The organism is Streptomyces sp. NPDC048275, from assembly GCF_040652275.1.
GTDB lineage: Bacteria > Actinomycetota > Actinomycetes > Streptomycetales > Streptomycetaceae > Streptomyces.
In genome coordinates this window covers 1-15,391 of the sequence record NZ_JBEZLR010000005.1, presented here as the reverse complement: position 1 = coordinate 15,391, position 15,391 = coordinate 1, and the positions used below count along the sequence as shown (strand labels likewise).

Genomic DNA, 15,391 nt, shown 5'->3' with positions numbered 1-15,391 from the left:
TCAACAGCGGATGATCACGCCTGGTCGTCGGCCAGTTCCGCGACCCCCGTGACGCGGTGCAGCGGGTAGGTGCGGACCTCGTCCGCCGTGTGGTCGTACGCCGTCACGAAGCCGCCCTCGACGCGGATCGGGGCGATCACGCGCTGGCTGGCGGAGCCCTCGGCGTTGACGTACCCGATCCACACGGCCTCGCCGGTGAGGACGGCGGCCTGCATGGTGGCGAGGGTCTCGGCGGAGCTGGTACGGGGGAGCTCGCCGTTGCCCGGCCCGTCGGCCGGGGTCGGCTTGCGCGGGGTCGTGGACGCCAGGTCTCCGGCGCGGATGGCGCGGATCGCGGCGCCCAGGAGGGTGGCGTCGGGGATCGGCGGGCCGTCCGGGACGGGCTCGGGGGCGGTGCGCGGCGGGGTACGACGGGCGTGCGCGCGGGTGATCAGGACGTCGCCCTCGGCCGACTCGGCGGCGGGCGCGAAGCCCATCGAGCGGAGGCCTTCGAGGAGGGTTCCCGGGTCGGCCTGGGCGGCCAGGACGGTGGGCGCCAGACGGCGGAGCCTGAGGCCCTGGGAGCGCTTGTCGGCGAGGATCTCGCTCAGCAGCGCGTCGTCGTCGCAGCGGACGTACGCCGAAGCCGCGCCGATCCGCAGATGGCCGTGCCTGCGGGCCACGTCGTCGATCAGATACGCGAGCGGCTGCGGCACCGGCGTGCGGGAGTGGGCGGTCAGGAACGCGTGCAGGTCCGACGCCGAGCGGCCCGCGTCCAGCGCGCGGCGTACCGAACCCGGTGTGAAGCGGTAGACCGTCGCCCCGCCCTTCGACTCGACGTCCGCGAGCACGCCCAGCGTGTCGGCCAGGGGACGCTTCAGGGGGCCCGGCGCGACAGCGGTCAGGTCCGCCTGGAGGAGGACGTGGTCCAGGGGCTCGGGGAGGAGGGGGGCGAGCAGCCGGGCGGCCTGGGCGGCGGCAGCGGCGTGCTCGGCGGGGGAACGGGGGTGCGGGGCGGGCGAGGGAGGGGCTTCGGCGGCGGGGCGGTGGTGCTTGTGGGCGGGGAGCTTGTCGCCGGGGCCGGAGGGCGGCTCGGCGGTCTGCGGTGCCGCCGGCGGCAGCCCCAGCAGCGCCCGCCCCTGCGCCGACAGCGCGCCCCGGCCCGTGACCCCCAGCAGCTCCGCCTCCGACAGCGCCCAGCGGGCCAGACGGGTGCGCAGATCGTCGGCCGGGGGCTGGGAGCCCCGCGGGGGGCGTTCCCAATGCAGGCGGGGGAGGAGGGAGTCCGGGGTGGCGGAGGCGCCCTCGGGAAGGCCGGCGAGGAGAGTGAGGACGCGGAGGCGGACCTCGGGGGCCGCGGAGCGGTCCAGACCGGGCCCCAGCGCCGACAACGTACGTTCCTTCGTGTCCCGCCCGCCGACCAGGCCCGCCGTGCGGGTCGCGGTGAGCCAGGCGTCGGCGAGGCGGGTCCAGCGTTCGGCGGCCGGCAGCTCCAGCCACTCGTCGTACCCGGGCGTCGCGGCGTACTGCTCGTCCGCCTCGCCGTCGGAGGCCAACAGGCCTGCCGCGTAGGCGAGTTCCACCCAGAACGCGGCCACCGGCTCGGAGACGTCCAGCGCCACCGCCGTCCGCTTCAGGTCCCGCACGCTCAGCCCGCCCGCGCGCAGCACCGACGGCCCGCCTTCGTGCCAGTCCTTGAGCAGCTCCTCGACCGTGGCGAGCGCGGTGTACGCCTGGCCCGCCGCGGCACTGTCCACAACCTGTGGACGGTGCGTCGCCGCGGGCTCGACGGGCGGCGGCACCGGCTCCGTCACCCGGTGCGCGCGGCCCGCCCGCAGATGCAGGGCGACCTCCCGGGGCAGCACGACCGTGCCGGGGGCCGTCGGCAGCAGCAGCCCGCGGTCCATCAGCCAGCGCAGATGGCGTGCCGGGTCGGCCGTCACCTGGCCGTACGGCGGCCCCCACACCAGCCGGGACAGCACCTGCAGCGACTCCGTCGGGGAGGTGTCGAGGAGCGCCGACATCCGTACGCGGTCCGTGAACAGGTCGGTGAGCGAGCCCACGGCGGACACCGAGTCGTGGGTGGTCGGCAGTCCCGCGGTGGCCACGATCTCCTGGATGCGCCCCGGTGACATGCCCGCCGTGGCTTCGGCGACCGTCGGGCCGAGGCCGGTCGGCGACGGGTGCTGCGGGGAGGGCGCGAGGAGCTCACGGGCCGTGCGGACGAGTCGGAGCCGGTCGTCCGGGCCCCACACCAGGGCCTGCTCACGCAGGGCCTCGAGGGCGCGCGGGAACGCCGCCGTGACCGCCGGGTCCTCGTCGTCGCCCGCCATCAGCCCGAGCAGTTCGTCCTGCGTCGCCGGTTCCGGCGCCACCGCCAGCGCCTCCGCGGTCTGCAGGGCGAAACGGTCCAGGCGCTCCAGGGCGCGGACGACCGAGGCGCGGGTGCCTGCGCGGGTGGCGAGCTGGGTGAGGTCCGTGGGGACGGGGGTGATGAGGTCGGGGCGGGTGCGCAGGAGGGTGGACAGGGAGGTGTCGTCCCGTGTGCGGAGGGCTTCCGCCAGGGAACGTGGAGCGGTTCCCGCGGGGGCGGGGTCCGGGGTGGGGTGCTCCTCTGTGCTCATCCGGTCAACGTTAGTGGGTTCTCGCCCCCGCCGCCCCTACCCGTCCCGTCCCCGGCGGCTCCGCGCCCCTGGGGCATCTCAGCCCGTCCGGCGATTGAGGACGAGGCCGTTCAGGCCGAACGGGGGGTCTGGGGGCGGAGCCCCCAGGGATGGGACGGGTAGGGGCGGCGGGGGCGGAAAACCCGGTACCTTCGTGGCCACGGGGTATCCAACGCGCCTGCCCCGGAGGGGACTCGTGGGGATTGAGAGCGACCAGCTCGTATTCGACTACCTGAGCCGGGTCGGCGACCTGGCCCAGCAGCGCCAGCTGCCGTCGGCGACCCGCATGCGGCTCGTGTCGGAGCTGCGCAACGAGATCGACCGCCGCAGGGCGAAGACTCCGGTCGACAGCCCGGCCGCCGTCCGCCGCATCCTCTCCCGTCTGGGCACCCCGGACGACATCGTCGCCGGCGCCCGTGAGGGCGCCCCCGAGGCCGGAACGGACACGCGGGCCGCCGTGCCCACCCAGCGCGCCGCCGACGAGCGGCAGGACCGCCCCAAGGGTCTGCGCCGAGTCGTCCCGAGGGCGCGCCCGGCGGAAGAACCGAAGCCCGCCCGCGCCACCGCCGACGACGCCCCGTCCCCGCCGCACCTCGCGAGCACGCACGAACTGGGCGACAGCTCCGCCCAACCGGACTGGTGGCGCGTGGACAGCAGTCCGTTCGGGCTCGGCGACAGCGTGCCGGGCTTCGTCGGAGGCGTGGAGATCCCCGATCTGCTCAAGCCGCCCCCGGAGCGGAAGGATGCGGAGGAGGACGACGAGGACGACGCGAAAGCGAGCCTGACGAAGAACTCGACGAAGAACCCGACGGGGAAACCGACGGGGAAACCGAAGAAGGCGGAGAAGGCCGCCGAAGGCGTCCCCGCCGACGAGGCCGCCGCGCCCCGTCGTCGCCTCCCCCGCCCGGGCAACTGGAGCAACCCCCTCCTCCTGCTCGCCGCCGTCCTCCTCGTCGTGGGCGCCGTGCTCGGCAACTGGTTCGCCCTCGGCCTCGGCTGGCTCATCGCCTACGCCTCGCGCCGGCTGAGCCCCGCGGAGTCGAAGTGGGCGGTCCTCGGCATGCCCGGCGTGGTGGCCATGGCCGCCGTCGTCTGGCTGTGGGGTCGTACGGACGGCCGCTGGGGCGACCCGATCGCCAAGGGCCACATGAACGACGCGGTTACGGAAACCTGGCCGTGGGTGGTGCGCGGCGCGGCGCTGGCCTCGGCGCTGTACCTGGTGTGGCGCTCACAGCGCAGCCGCTGAGGGGGCTTTGAGGGGGCACTGAGGGGGCTCTGTGCGGGGGCACGGCTGCCGGTTTCCTCCGCTGGGCACAATGGCCCTTATGCATACGACCTCGCGCTCGCTGACCGTCGGCTTCGATCTCGACATGACCCTGATCGACTCCCGCCCTGGCATCCACGCCTGCTACCGGGCGCTTTCGGCGCGTACGGGGACGTACATCGACTGCGATCTCGTGGTGACGCGGCTCGGACCGCCGCTGCAGGAAGAGCTGATCAACTGGTTCCCGGCGGAGCGGGTGGCCGCCGTCGCCGATCTCTACCGCGAGATGTACCCCGCCCATGCCATCACCGGCACGCTCGCGATGCCCGGCGCGCGCGAGGCCGTCGACGCCGTGCGGGCGGCGGGCGGGCGTGCCGTCGTCGTCACCGCGAAGTGGGAGCCCAACGCCAAGCTGCACCTCGAGCACCTGCGCATCGACGCCGACGCGGTGGTCGGCAACCTGTGGGCGGAGCGGAAGGCGGAGGCGCTGCGCGAGTACGGCGCGAGCGTGTACGTCGGCGACCACACCGGCGACGTACGCGGCGCACGCACCGCGGACGCGTACTCCGTCGCGGTGGCCACCGGCCCGTGCGACGCGGCGGAGCTGCGCGCGGCGGGCGCGGACGTGGTCCTCGGTGACCTGACGGAGTTCCCGGCGTGGCTGGGCGGCTACCGGGGCGCGGCGGAAGAGGCGGCGCGGGCCTGACGCCGGCCGGCCGCGACCGATTGGAGCACCCCCGCTCCGGCCAGCAGGAAGCCGACGCCCATGAGCATGCTCAAGCCGAACATGAACGTCGGAAAGGGCGTCGTATCCAGCAGCAGTGGGGCCACTGTGACGAGTGTGGCCACAGCTCCGATGAAGAACACAATGACACCGGCACGGATCAGCCGGTCCCCTGGCTCTGTGGAATTCGCTTGGGTTTTGTCACGCACCGGACCAGGGTAGTTCCCAGCGCGAAGGAACAATCCGGCGACGTCTTGTCACCGGCCTGTGGGCCATTAGCCTTGGTACCGGCGGGTCAGAGGACCCGCTGTAGTGCTATCCAGAGCAGTTTTCAGAGCAGTTTCCGACGAGTACGAGGACGAGGACAGACGTGCCTACCGGCAAGGTCAAATGGTTCAACAGTGAGAAGGGCTTCGGCTTTCTCTCCCGCGACGACGGCGGCGACGTCTTCGTTCATTCCTCGGTCCTGCCTGACGGAGTCGACGCTCTCAAGCCCGGCCAGCGCGTGGAGTTCGGCGTCGTCGCAGGCCAGCGCGGCGACCAGGCGCTTTCGGTGACCATCCTGGACCCGACCCCCTCCGTCGCGGCCGCCCAGCGCCGCAAGCCGGACGAACTGGCCTCCATCGTCCAGGACCTGACGACCCTCCTCGAAAACATCACGCCGATGTTGGAGAAGGGCCGCTACCCGGACAAGGCCTCCGGCAAGCAGATCGCGGGCCTGTTGCGAGCGGTCGCCGACCAGCTCGACGTGTGACCTGTGACCTATGACGTCTTGGTGATTGTTTAGGGGAAGTTCAGCGCATCCGGGCCGAGGGGCGGCACCAGCCCCTCGGCCGCCGCGCGTGTGAGCAGACCCCGGATCGCCGCGTACCCGTCCTCGCCGAGGTCGGCCGTGAACTCGTTGACGTACAGCCCGATGTGCTGGTCGGCGACGGCGGGGTCCATCTCCTGGGCGTGTTCGAGGACGTACGGGCGGGAGGCCTCGGGGTCGTCCCAGGCGGCGCGGACCGAGGCGCGAATCGTCTCGGCGAGGCCCTTCAGCCGCTCCTCGCCCAGCGAGCGCTTGGCGATGATCGCGCCGAGGGGGATGGGCAGTCCGGTGGTGTGTTCCCAGTGCTCGCCCATGTCGGCGAGCTTGTGCAGGCCGTAGTTCTGGTAGGTGAAACGGGCCTCGTGGATGACGAGTCCGGCGTCCACCTTGCCGTCCCGCACGGCCGGCATGATCTCGTGGAACGGCATGACCACGATCTCGCCGACCCCGCCGGGGATCGTGTCCGCGGTCCAGAGGCGGAAGAGCAGATACGCCGTCGACCGCTCGCTCGGGACGGCGACGGTACGGCCCGTGAGGTCGGCGTCGGACTCCCGCGTCAGCACCAGCGGGCCGCAGCCCCGGCCCAGCGCGCCGCCGCAGGGCAGCAGCGCGTACGTGTCGAGGACGTACGGCAGCACGGCGTACGACACCTTCAGGACGTCGAGCTCGCCGCGCTCGGCCATGCCGTTGGTGATGTCGATGTCCGCGAAGGTGACGTCGAGGGCGGGCGCGCCCGGGACGCGGCCGTGGGCCCAGGCGTCGAAGACGAAGGTGTCGTTCGGGCAGGGGGAGTAGGCGATACGAACGTTCTCAGGCTCAGGACTCATGTGGGTTCCAACTCTCCAGGACGGGCGCGAGCTTCCCGAAGGCCCCGGTGAGGGCCGCGAGAGCGTCGCCGATGCGCCAGGCGGCACGGTCGCGCGGGCCGACGGGGTTGGAGACCGCGCGCAGTTCCAGTACGGGCACACCGTGCGCGGCGGCCGCCTCGGCCACACCGAAGCCCTCCATGGCCTCGGCGAGCGCGCGGGGGTGCCGGGCCCGCAGCTCGGCGGCACGCTCGGCGGTACCGGTCACGGTGGACACGGTCAGTACGGTTCCGGCGCGTCCGCCCGTCGCCGCCACGACGTCTCGTACGAGTGTTTTTGGCGGGCGGTGGTTGACGACTCCGAACCCGAGCTCGGTGACGGGGAGGAACCCGTCCGCGGTCTCGGCGCCCAGATCCGCCACGGTGATCGCGTCGGCGACGACGAGGGACCCGACGGGGGCGTCCGGCTGGAAACCGCCGGCGATACCCGTGGAGACCACGAGGTCGTACGGGGCGCCTTCGAGGGCGCGCGCGGTGAGCGCGGTGGCCGCGGAGGCGGCGGCGAGGGCGGGTCCGACGCCGGCGGCCAGCAGATCGAGGGTCAGGCCGGCGGCGGAGGGGACCGCAGGTGCCGGGGACAGCCGCTCAAGGGTCAGTCCGGGCAGCGTCACCTCGTGGCGCGGGACCGCGAACGCTCCAGCCACCGCGTCCCGTTCGACCGGAACGGCGGTGGCCACAAGCACTCTCAGCCCAGCGGCAGCGATCAGGCGTCCTTCTTGAGCTTGAAGGACCACAGACCGGTCACCGTCTCGTCGCCCTCCTTGATGGAGACGAGCGTGGAGTTTCCGCTGGCGCCGTACTGGGCGTTGAAGAACACGCTCCCCGGAATCGTCCGGTACGTCTTCGTGCTGGAGTCGGTCAGCGGCTGACCGTTCATCAGGATCGTCCAGCCCTCGTCCGCGATCTCCGGATCCACGCCGAACCGCACGGTCTCGTCGGGGTCGACCGAGATGGACTTGATGTCCTTGGACTTGAGGCACTTGGCCAGATCCGCAGCCTTCACCTCCTTGCCGTCGTTGTAGCAGTCGGTCTCGGAGCTCACCGAGTTGCTGCCGACCGTGATGGTGGCCAGCGGCGACGGCTTGTCACAGGCGGACAGGGCGAGAAGCCCGGCGGATACGGCGCCGGTGACGGCGACGGCACGACGACGGCGGCGCGCAACACTGAGTCCATCAGCGGCTCTGCCGCGGGGCAGGGAGGTCATGGCCGAAGGCTATCGGGCACGTCCAGCGCTCTCCCCACGTGGGGTGCGGCGTGCCGCGGGCGGCCCCCGCGTGGCCGTGCGTCGAGGCCCCCTAGGACACCCGCTGCCGAACCGGTCCGCCGTGCCGGGCGGTGCCGAGCAGCCCGCGCACAGTGGTGAGCCACCCGGTGGCGACGATCGCGGCGGCCACGGACAGGCCGAGTGTTCCGTTGAGGGGCAGCACGATGCCGATCGCGCCGCCGAGCACCCAGGCCACCTGCAGACAGGTCTCGGAGCGGGCGAACGCGGACGTACGGACGGACTCCGGCACGTCCCGCTGGATCAGCGCGTCCAGGGACAGCTTGGCGAGGGCCTGGGAGAACCCGGCGACCGCCGCCAGACAGGCCACGAGGAGAGCCCCGAAGAATATGGCGGCGGTGATCGCGGCCCCCAGCACACACCCGACGACCGTCACGATGATGATCTCCGGAGCGCGTGACTTGAGCCAGGCCCCGCAGGCCGTGCCGAGCGCGTTGCCCGCGCCCGCCGAGACACCCACTATCCCGAGCGAGACCGCCGCGCTCTCGCCGGTGAGCGGGTGCTCGCGCAGGAGGAAGGCGAGGAAGAAGATCAGGAAGCCGGAGAGGCAGCGCAGGGACGCGTTGGCGGCGAGGGCGTGCGTGACGGCCGTACCGACGGTACGCAGTCCGGGGCGTGGGGTCTTCTTCACGCGCGGCCCGTGCAGATGCTCCTCGTCCGCGGCCAGCAGCGCCTTGTCCTCGCCCTTGGCCGAGTCGACCTTGTGCGGCAGCGTGAACGACAGGAACGTACCCGCGATGAAGATCACGAAGGCGCCGTAGAGCGGATAGCGGGGCCCGAGGGCCTGCAGCCCCGCCCCGATCGGCGCGGCGACGCCGGTGGCGAGGAGTCCGCCGAGGGTGACCCGCGAGTTGGCCTTCACGAGGGAGAACCGGGGCGGCAGCAGCCGTGGCACGACGGCGCTTCTCACCACCCCGTACGCCTTGGACGCGACCAGCACGCCCAGCGCGGCGGGATACAGCTCGATACCGCCGGTGACGACCGCGCCCGACAGCAGCAGCGCCAGCATGGCCCGGGCGAACATCGCGCCCGCCATCGCGGCCCGGCGGCCGTGCGGGAGGCGGTCCAGGAGCGGGCCGATCACGGGGGCGAGGAGGGTGAAGGGCGCCATGGTGATGGCGAGGTAGAGGGCGACGCGGCCGCGGGCCTCGTCCGTGGGCACGGAGAAGAACACCGTGGAGGCGAGGGCGACGGTGATCATGACATCGCCGGCGCCGTTCACCGCGTGCAGCTCGATCAGTTTCCCGAGACCCGACTCGCCTGCCCCGTGCGCGTGCGTCGCCTTCCGGATTCCGCGGGCCGGGCCCGTCACCGGGAAGTGCAGGGCACGCCCTACCGCGCGGACGGATCCGGTCCTCCGGCCCGTACCGCCACTTCGGATGCTCCCCTTGTCACCACCGATACCCGTGGCTCCCTGGGGCGACCTCGCGGCTGCCACTCCGCCATAGTGCCCTGAGAAGGACGTACATAGTGCGGTTACCGCGCGTATAGCGGCCGAGTGAGGCTGCCGCGGAGGGGCGGAATCGTAGGCCGGGAGGGACGGCTGGGGTTGGTGCCAGGTGGACGAGAGAGGCGGAGGGGCATTTCGGTCGACCGGGGAGTCGTAGGGATCCTGGGTCGGTCTACGGAGGGATGCGGTGCGGATCCTGGGTCGGTCTGCGGAGGGGTGCGGTGGGGATTCTGGGTCGGTCGCCCGAGGGGCGCGGTGGGGATTCTGGGTCGGTCGTCTGATGGGGGCGGCAGGGATCCCGTCCTGGTCCACCGAGGGACGCGGCAGGGATCCTGTCCTGGTCCACCGAGGGACGCGGCAGGGATCTTGTGCCGGTGGGCCGGGAGCGGCGGTAGGGGTTCTTTTCCGGTCGACCGAGGGGGTGGTGGGGATACGTTCCGGCCAACCGCGAGGGTCGGGAGGGGCGATTTTCCCTCTGGTTTCCCGCGCGTCGAGACGGGTGGACGGCCGGGAAACGGCGCCGCGGACAGGCGGCGAACCCTGGCGCGGAGTGCAGAAGCGCCCCGCCGGTGTGGGCCCACGGGCCAGGAGAAGGTAGCGTGCGTAGCGCGCCTGCGGCGGTTGTTCTCGGCCGCGCGCCTCTCGGCCATCCCGCAGAATGGATGGCGTAGGTGCGCCCGAGCGCGATCGGGCGCGGACGTCGACGCGGCCCACCGGTCCGCTCCGTCCGCACCCCCGCCGAGGGATGGCGCACCCGTGAGACGGCGTAGGAGAGAAGCGATACCTGTGAGCGCAGCGACAACGCGAAGCCGCACCCCCGACCGCCTGTGCGCCGAGGCCGTCGACCTCGCCCGCGCTGCCGCCGAGGAGGCCGCCGCCCCCGGCGTCGTCGGCGAGCACGTGGAACTGGTCTCCGAGGGGGACCGCGTTGTCACGCACTTCTTCGAGTGCATGGAATTCGGGTACCGCGGCTGGCGCTGGGCCGTGACCGTCGCCCGTGCCTCCCGCGCGAAGGTCGTCACCCTCGACGAGGCGGTGCTGCTGCCCGGCCCCGACGCCCTCCTCGCCCCCGAGTGGGTGCCGTGGAGCGAGCGGCTGCGCCCGGGCGACATGGGTCCCGGCGACCTGCTGCCGACGGACGCCGAGGATCTGCGTCTGGAGCCCGGTTTCTCCGGCGAGGACGAGCCCGCGCCGAATTCCGCGGTCTCCGATGACATGGCCGAGCTGGTGGAGGCGGAGGACGCGGAGGTCACCGCGGGCAGCCCCGCGAACCTGCCGGTCGCGCCGCGGCGCGGTTCGATCGCGGCGGTGGCGGAGGAGCTCGGTCTGCGCCGCGCCCGCGTCCTCTCCCGCTACGGCCTGCACATCGCGGCCGACCGCTGGGAGGAGTCGTACGGGCCCAAGACGGCGATGGCTCAGGCGGCGCCCGCGGCGTGCGTGAGCTGTGGCTTCCTGAACCCGATCGGCGGCTCGCTCGGTCAGGCGTTCGGAGTGTGTGCGAATGAGTTCTCGCCGGCTGATGGGCGTGTCGTCTCCCTGTCGTACGGCTGTGGCGGTCACTCCGAGGCCGCGGTCATGCCGAAGCCGCCGCGGCCGGCTCCGCCGGTGATCGACGAAACCCGGGTCGATCCGTTCCCGCTTCGTCCCGCCGCGGATTCCGGTTCGGTCTCGATCGCGACGGACGAGTCGGCGGAACTGGGCCACTCGTAAGGCCGAGGCTTTTTTCGCCCCCGCCGCCCTTACCCGTCCCATCCCGTTCCTGGGGGCTCCGCCCCCAGACCCCCGCTTCGGCCTGGACGGCCTCGTCCTCGATCGCCGGACGCGCTGGGATGCCTGGCGGGGGTCTGGGGGCGGAGCCCCCAGGGATGGGACGGGTAGGGGCGGCGGGGGGCGAGCAAACCCCACCCCACCCCCCGCGCGGTACCTTCATGCGGCGGTCGAGCCCAGCGTGCAATCGCGGGCCGCGAGAAGGAGAGTGAACCCGTGAGCAAGTTCGTGCGGCCGGCACCCGAGGGCGCGGACCCGTTCGGGACGACCCGCCTGCGACGCGGCGTGCTGGATGCCTGGGCCACCAGCCCGGCCCGTTTCCGTGAGGACGCCAACGCCGAGGAGGACCTCGTCCTCGGCGGCTACCGCGACCGCCTGGTGGTCGAGCTCGCTCAGAACGCCGCCGACGCCGCCGCCCGCGCCGGAGTGCCGGGCCGCCTCCGGCTCACCCTCCGCGACGGCGTGCTCGTCGCGGCCAACACCGGCGCCCCCCTCGACGCGGCCGGCGTCGAATCGCTCTCCACGCTCCGCGCCTCCGCCAAGCGGGACACGCACGACACCGCCGTCGGCCGTTTCGGCGTCGGATTCGCCGCCGTCCTCGCGGTGAGCGACGAGCCCGCCGTCGTGGGCCGGCACGGCGGTGTCCGCTGGTCCCTCGCCGAGGCCCGCGAGCTGGCGGTGGACACCGCCCGTCACAGCCCGGGGCTGGGGGACGAGATCCGCCGCCGCGACAGCCATGTGCCGCTGCTCCGGCTGCCGTTCGCCGCCGAGGGCACCGCCCCGGACCCCTACGACACCGCCGTCATCCTGCCGCTGCGGGACACCGCGGCCGAGGATCTCGCGGAACGCCTGTTGCACGGCTTGGACGACGCCCTCCTGCTCGCGCTGCCCGGTCTCGAAGAGGTCGTCGTCGAGATCGGCGACACCCCGGCCCGGACGCTGCGGCGCCGCACGGATACAGCCCCCGGCAGCGCGCCACAGCCCACCGAAAGCAGCGCCTCTGCCTCCGCCCCCGCCTTCGCCTCCACCGTCCTCCTCGAAGACTCCCGAGACGGCACCACCCGCTGGCGCACCGTCTCCCACCACGGCCCCCTGGACCCCGCCCTCCTCGCCGACCGCCCCGTCGAGGAGCGTCTGCGCCCGCACTGGTCCGTGACCTGGGCGGCCCCCGTCGACGCCGACGGCACCCCGGCCCGCCCCCGTACCAGCCCGGTCGTGCACGCGCCGACCCCCAGCGACGAGCCCCTCGGCGTCCCGGCTCTCCTCATCGCCTCGCTCCCGCTCGACACCACCCGCCGGCACGCCGCCCCCGGCCCGCTCACCGACTTCCTCGTGGAGCGCGCGGCGGACGCGTACGCCGAACTGCTCGCCGCCTGGCGCCCGGTGGACACCGGGATCATCGACCTCGTGCCGGGCCCGCTCGGCAAGGGCGAGCTGGACGGCGCGCTGCGCCAGGCGATCCTCGACCGGCTGCCGCGTACCGCCTTCCTGCCGCCCGCCATCCCGCCGGAGGACGGCGACCAGAACGCGCCCGCCGACTGGCCCGACACGGACGCCGCCCGGACCCCCGCCGCCCTGCGCCCCCGCGACGCCGAGGTCGTCGAAGGGGCGGGCGCCGAGACCGTCCAGGTCCTCGCCGAGGTGCTGCCCAGCCTGCTGCCCGCCGGGCTGGAACGCCGGGTGGAGCTGCGGACCCTTGGCGTCGCCCGCGTCCCGCTCACCGAGGCCGTGGACCGGCTGGCCGGCCTGGAGAAGGACCCGGCCTGGTGGCACCGCCTGTACGACAGCCTCGCCGGTGTCGACCCCGACCGGCTGTCCGGGCTGCCCGTACCCCTCGCTGACGGCCGTACGACGATCGGCCCCCGCCAGGTCCTCCTGCCCACCGCGGAGGGCGCCCAGGCGGCCCCCGACACCCTCGCCCGCCTCGGCCTCAAGGTCGCCCACCCGGACGCAGCCCACCCCCTCCTGGAGAAGCTGGGCGCCCTCCCGGCCACACCCCGCGCGGTCCTCACCACCCCGCAGGTGCGCGCGGCCGTCGCGGCGTCCCTCGACGACGAGGGCGGCTGGAGCGGCCTGGACGACTGGGACGGCAGCGCCCCGGACGCCGAGGAGCTCGCGGACACCGTGCTCACCCTCGTCCGCGACGCCGCCCTCGACCCCGGCGACGAACCCTGGCTCGGCGCCCTCGCCCTCCCGGACGAGGAGGGCGAACTCGCGCCCGCCGGTGAACTGGTGCTGTCCGGCAGCCCGTTCGCCCAGGTCATGCGCGAGGACGAGCTGGCCTTCGTCGACGCCGAGTGGGCCGAGCGCTGGGGCGAGCAGCCCCTCGCCGCCTGTGGTGTGCTGGCCGACTTCACGCTCGTACGCGCCACCGATGTCGTCCTGGACCCGGACGAACTGGAGCCGCGCGACTCCGACTTCGCCGAACCCGACGACGCGGGTCTGCTGGACGCAGTGGACGTGTGGTGCGAGGACGTTCTGGACCGGTTGCCCGACACGCCGGTGCCGCCGGTCGCCACCGAGATCGTTGCCGTACGGGACCTGGACCTCGTGGACGACGAGCGGTGGCCGCAGGCGCTCGCGCTGCTGTCCCGGCCGCCGCTGCGGGACGCGCTCACCCAGCCGCTGCGGATCCTGTTGCCGGACGGCACGCACGAGATCGTCCGGCCGTACACGGCGTGGTGGCTGCGCGGCCACCCCGTCCTCGACGGGCGCCGCCCCGCCGGGCTGCGCGCCGCGGGCGGCGACCCGCTCCTGCACGGCCTGTACGACGAGGCGGACGCGACCGGCTTCGACGACGAGCAGGTGCTGCGGGCGCTCGGCGTACGCACCTCCGTGGCCGCCCTCCTCGACGAACCCGGCGGCGCGGCCGAACTGCTCGACCGGCTCGCCGACTCCGACCGCGAGGTGTCGGGCACCCAACTGCACGCCCTCTACGGCTTCCTGGCCGACCTCGAGCCCGAGCAGGTGACCCTGCCGGACGAGTTGCGAGCCGTCGTCGACGGTGAGGTGGTGGTCGTGGACGCGGCCGACGCCGTGGTCGTCGACTCGCCCGACCTGCTGCCCTTCACCAGCGGCATGCCGCTGCTCCCCGTACGGCCGTCCCGCGCCGCCGATCTCGCCGAGCTGTTCCAGGTGCGGCGGCTCAGCGAGTCGGTGACCGGCGAGGTGACCTCGCAGGGCACCGAGCACGACGTACCGGAGTCCGTACGGGTTCTGCTGGGCCCCTCGACCCCCGCGTTGTACGTCGAGCACGAGGAGCTCGTCGTCGACGGCACCGAGCTCGACTGGCGGTGTACGCGGGACGGCGTCCTGCACGCGTCCACGCTGGAGGGGGTCGCGGCGGGCCTCGCCTGGGCGGCCGGGCAGTGGCCGCGCCGCTTCGAGGTGGCGGCCCTGCTGGAAGACCCGTCCCGCACGAAGGAGCTGGCGCGGGACCGCTGGTTCGACTGAGACCTGATGCGCGCCCTGGGGTCGTACACGGTGAGGATGTACGACCCCTCCGCAGCCCCGTGTTGTGACCTTCGTCATATCTGCACAGAGACTCCCCCACGCGTACAACCATTCACTCCCGTCGTAGATCTGATCACCGGAGTCAACAGACTCCACGATCACTTGGGCCCCGTACGTGAACACGAGCCGTGGAAAGACGAGTCTCGGGGGCCATCTCCGTTTCCAGGGGGAATCCATGCGCAAGCGCACCACCACCATTGCCCTGATAGCGTCCTTCGCCGCCGCCGGAGCCGTCCTGGCTCCCGCCGCCCACGCGGACGGCAGCCAGGGCGACACCAAGATCACCAAGGTCGTGGTGAACGGCGGCAAGAACGTCGTCGTCGGCGCGACCACCGTCAAGAAGTTCACGGTGTCCGTCACGGCCACCGACAACAAGGGCATCGCCTCCGCCGAGATCGACCTCTACGGCCCGAACTACGGCATGCTCACCACGGCCTCCGTGAAGTGCGTCGCCGCCAACGCCACGACGTCGACCTGCTCCGGCAGCTTCACCGTCGACCCGCGGGTGTACGACGTCGTCAACGACGAGGCGGGCACCTGGTACGTCGACGCCTGGGTCGACGCCAAGGGCGACGACTCGAACTTCATCTGGAAGGAGAAGGCGGGCAGCTTCAAGCTGCAGCGCGCCTCCAAGCTGACGGTCAACGCCGCCCCGGAGCCGGTGAAGAAGGGCAAGACCATCACGGTCACCGGTGCCCTGACCCGCGCCAACTGGGAGTCCGGCAAGTACGCGGGCCTCTCCGGCCAGTCGGTGAAGCTCCAGTTCAAGAAGAAGGGCAGCACCACCTACACCACGGTCAAGACGATCAAGTCGACCAGTGGTGGCGCCCTGAAGACGACGGTCACGGCGTCGGTCGACGGCACCTACCGCTACTCCTACGCGGGCATCTCGAGCACCGCGGCGGTCAGCGCCACGGGTGACGCCGTCGACGTGAACTAGTCGCCAGGTACGACCCGTAAGACCGACCGGCAAATGGGGGGCGGCGTCGCGGGGTCTGGCACGCACATCTGCCGCGTTGTCGTCGGTCGCGATGGCTCCGCCATCACTCCCTCCTCCGCCTTGCAGCTGCACG

At 72.9% G+C, this 15,391-nt stretch carries 12 protein-coding genes; 6 read left to right on the top strand and 6 right to left on the bottom strand.

Translation table 11 applies throughout. The annotated features are described in order from the left end of the window. Window positions 1-14: 14 nt before the first annotated feature. Window positions 15-2,603 carry a helicase C-terminal domain-containing protein gene (locus AB0D57_RS04970; protein WP_362067097.1) on the bottom strand — a complete coding sequence of 863 codons (2,589 nt, stop codon included), beginning with the start codon at window positions 2,601-2,603 and terminating at the stop codon, window positions 15-17. Window positions 2,604-2,838: 235 nt separating this feature from the next. Between AB0D57_RS04970 and AB0D57_RS04965 the strand changes: the two genes are divergently transcribed. Beyond that, window positions 2,839-3,888, top strand: a complete 1,050-nt coding sequence (locus tag AB0D57_RS04965; protein WP_362067095.1) for a hypothetical protein — start codon at window positions 2,839-2,841, stop codon at window positions 3,886-3,888. A gap of 79 nt (window positions 3,889-3,967) precedes the next feature. Next, complete coding sequence (locus AB0D57_RS04960; protein WP_362067093.1) at window positions 3,968-4,612, top strand: haloacid dehalogenase-like hydrolase; 645 nt, start codon at window positions 3,968-3,970, stop codon at window positions 4,610-4,612. Here AB0D57_RS04960 and AB0D57_RS04955 read toward each other — a convergent pair. Next, on the bottom strand, window positions 4,576-4,839 hold the full coding sequence (locus tag AB0D57_RS04955) for a hypothetical protein (protein ID WP_362067091.1): 264 nt from the start codon (window positions 4,837-4,839) through the stop codon (window positions 4,576-4,578). The two genes, AB0D57_RS04960 and AB0D57_RS04955, sit on opposite strands and share 37 nt — an antisense overlap. A 161-nt stretch (window positions 4,840-5,000) precedes the next feature. Between AB0D57_RS04955 and AB0D57_RS04950 the strand changes: the two genes are divergently transcribed. Beyond that, on the top strand, window positions 5,001-5,384 hold the full coding sequence (locus AB0D57_RS04950) for a cold-shock protein (protein ID WP_362067089.1): 384 nt from the start codon (window positions 5,001-5,003) through the stop codon (window positions 5,382-5,384). Window positions 5,385-5,413: 29 nt separating this feature from the next. Here the strand turns inward: AB0D57_RS04950 and AB0D57_RS04945 are convergent, their stop codons facing one another. The 4 genes from AB0D57_RS04945 to AB0D57_RS04930 form a co-directional block, all read right to left on the bottom strand. Continuing rightward, window positions 5,414-6,268, bottom strand: coding sequence for a 1,4-dihydroxy-6-naphthoate synthase (locus AB0D57_RS04945; protein ID WP_362067087.1), 855 nt, complete (start codon window positions 6,266-6,268; stop codon window positions 5,414-5,416). Then, entirely contained in the window at window positions 6,258-6,983 is a 726-nt protein-coding gene (locus tag AB0D57_RS04940; protein WP_362067085.1) for a futalosine hydrolase, read from the bottom strand. The genes AB0D57_RS04945 and AB0D57_RS04940 overlap by 11 nt, the downstream gene beginning before the upstream one ends. A gap of 26 nt (window positions 6,984-7,009) precedes the next feature. Continuing rightward, window positions 7,010-7,510 carry a DUF2771 domain-containing protein gene (locus tag AB0D57_RS04935; protein ID WP_362067083.1) on the bottom strand — a complete coding sequence of 167 codons (501 nt, stop codon included), beginning with the start codon at window positions 7,508-7,510 and terminating at the stop codon, window positions 7,010-7,012. Window positions 7,511-7,601: 91 nt separating this feature from the next. Then, entirely contained in the window at window positions 7,602-9,026 is a 1,425-nt protein-coding gene (locus AB0D57_RS04930; RefSeq protein ID WP_362067081.1) for an MFS transporter, read from the bottom strand. Window positions 9,027-9,824: 798 nt separating this feature from the next. Between AB0D57_RS04930 and AB0D57_RS04925 the strand changes: the two genes are divergently transcribed. The 3 genes from AB0D57_RS04925 (at window position 9,825) to AB0D57_RS04915 (ending at window position 15,258) form a co-directional block, all read left to right on the top strand. Beyond that, a complete protein-coding gene (locus AB0D57_RS04925) occupies window positions 9,825-10,748 on the top strand; it encodes a DUF3027 domain-containing protein (protein WP_362067079.1) in 924 nt (307 codons plus the stop codon). 273 nt (window positions 10,749-11,021) lie between these two features. Continuing rightward, window positions 11,022-14,258, top strand: a complete 3,237-nt coding sequence (locus tag AB0D57_RS04920) for a molecular chaperone Hsp90 (protein ID WP_362067077.1) — start codon at window positions 11,022-11,024, stop codon at window positions 14,256-14,258. Window positions 14,259-14,493: 235 nt separating this feature from the next. After that, on the top strand, window positions 14,494-15,258 hold the full coding sequence (locus tag AB0D57_RS04915; protein WP_362067075.1) for a calcium-binding protein: 765 nt from the start codon (window positions 14,494-14,496) through the stop codon (window positions 15,256-15,258). Window positions 15,259-15,391: the final 133 nt, after the last annotated feature.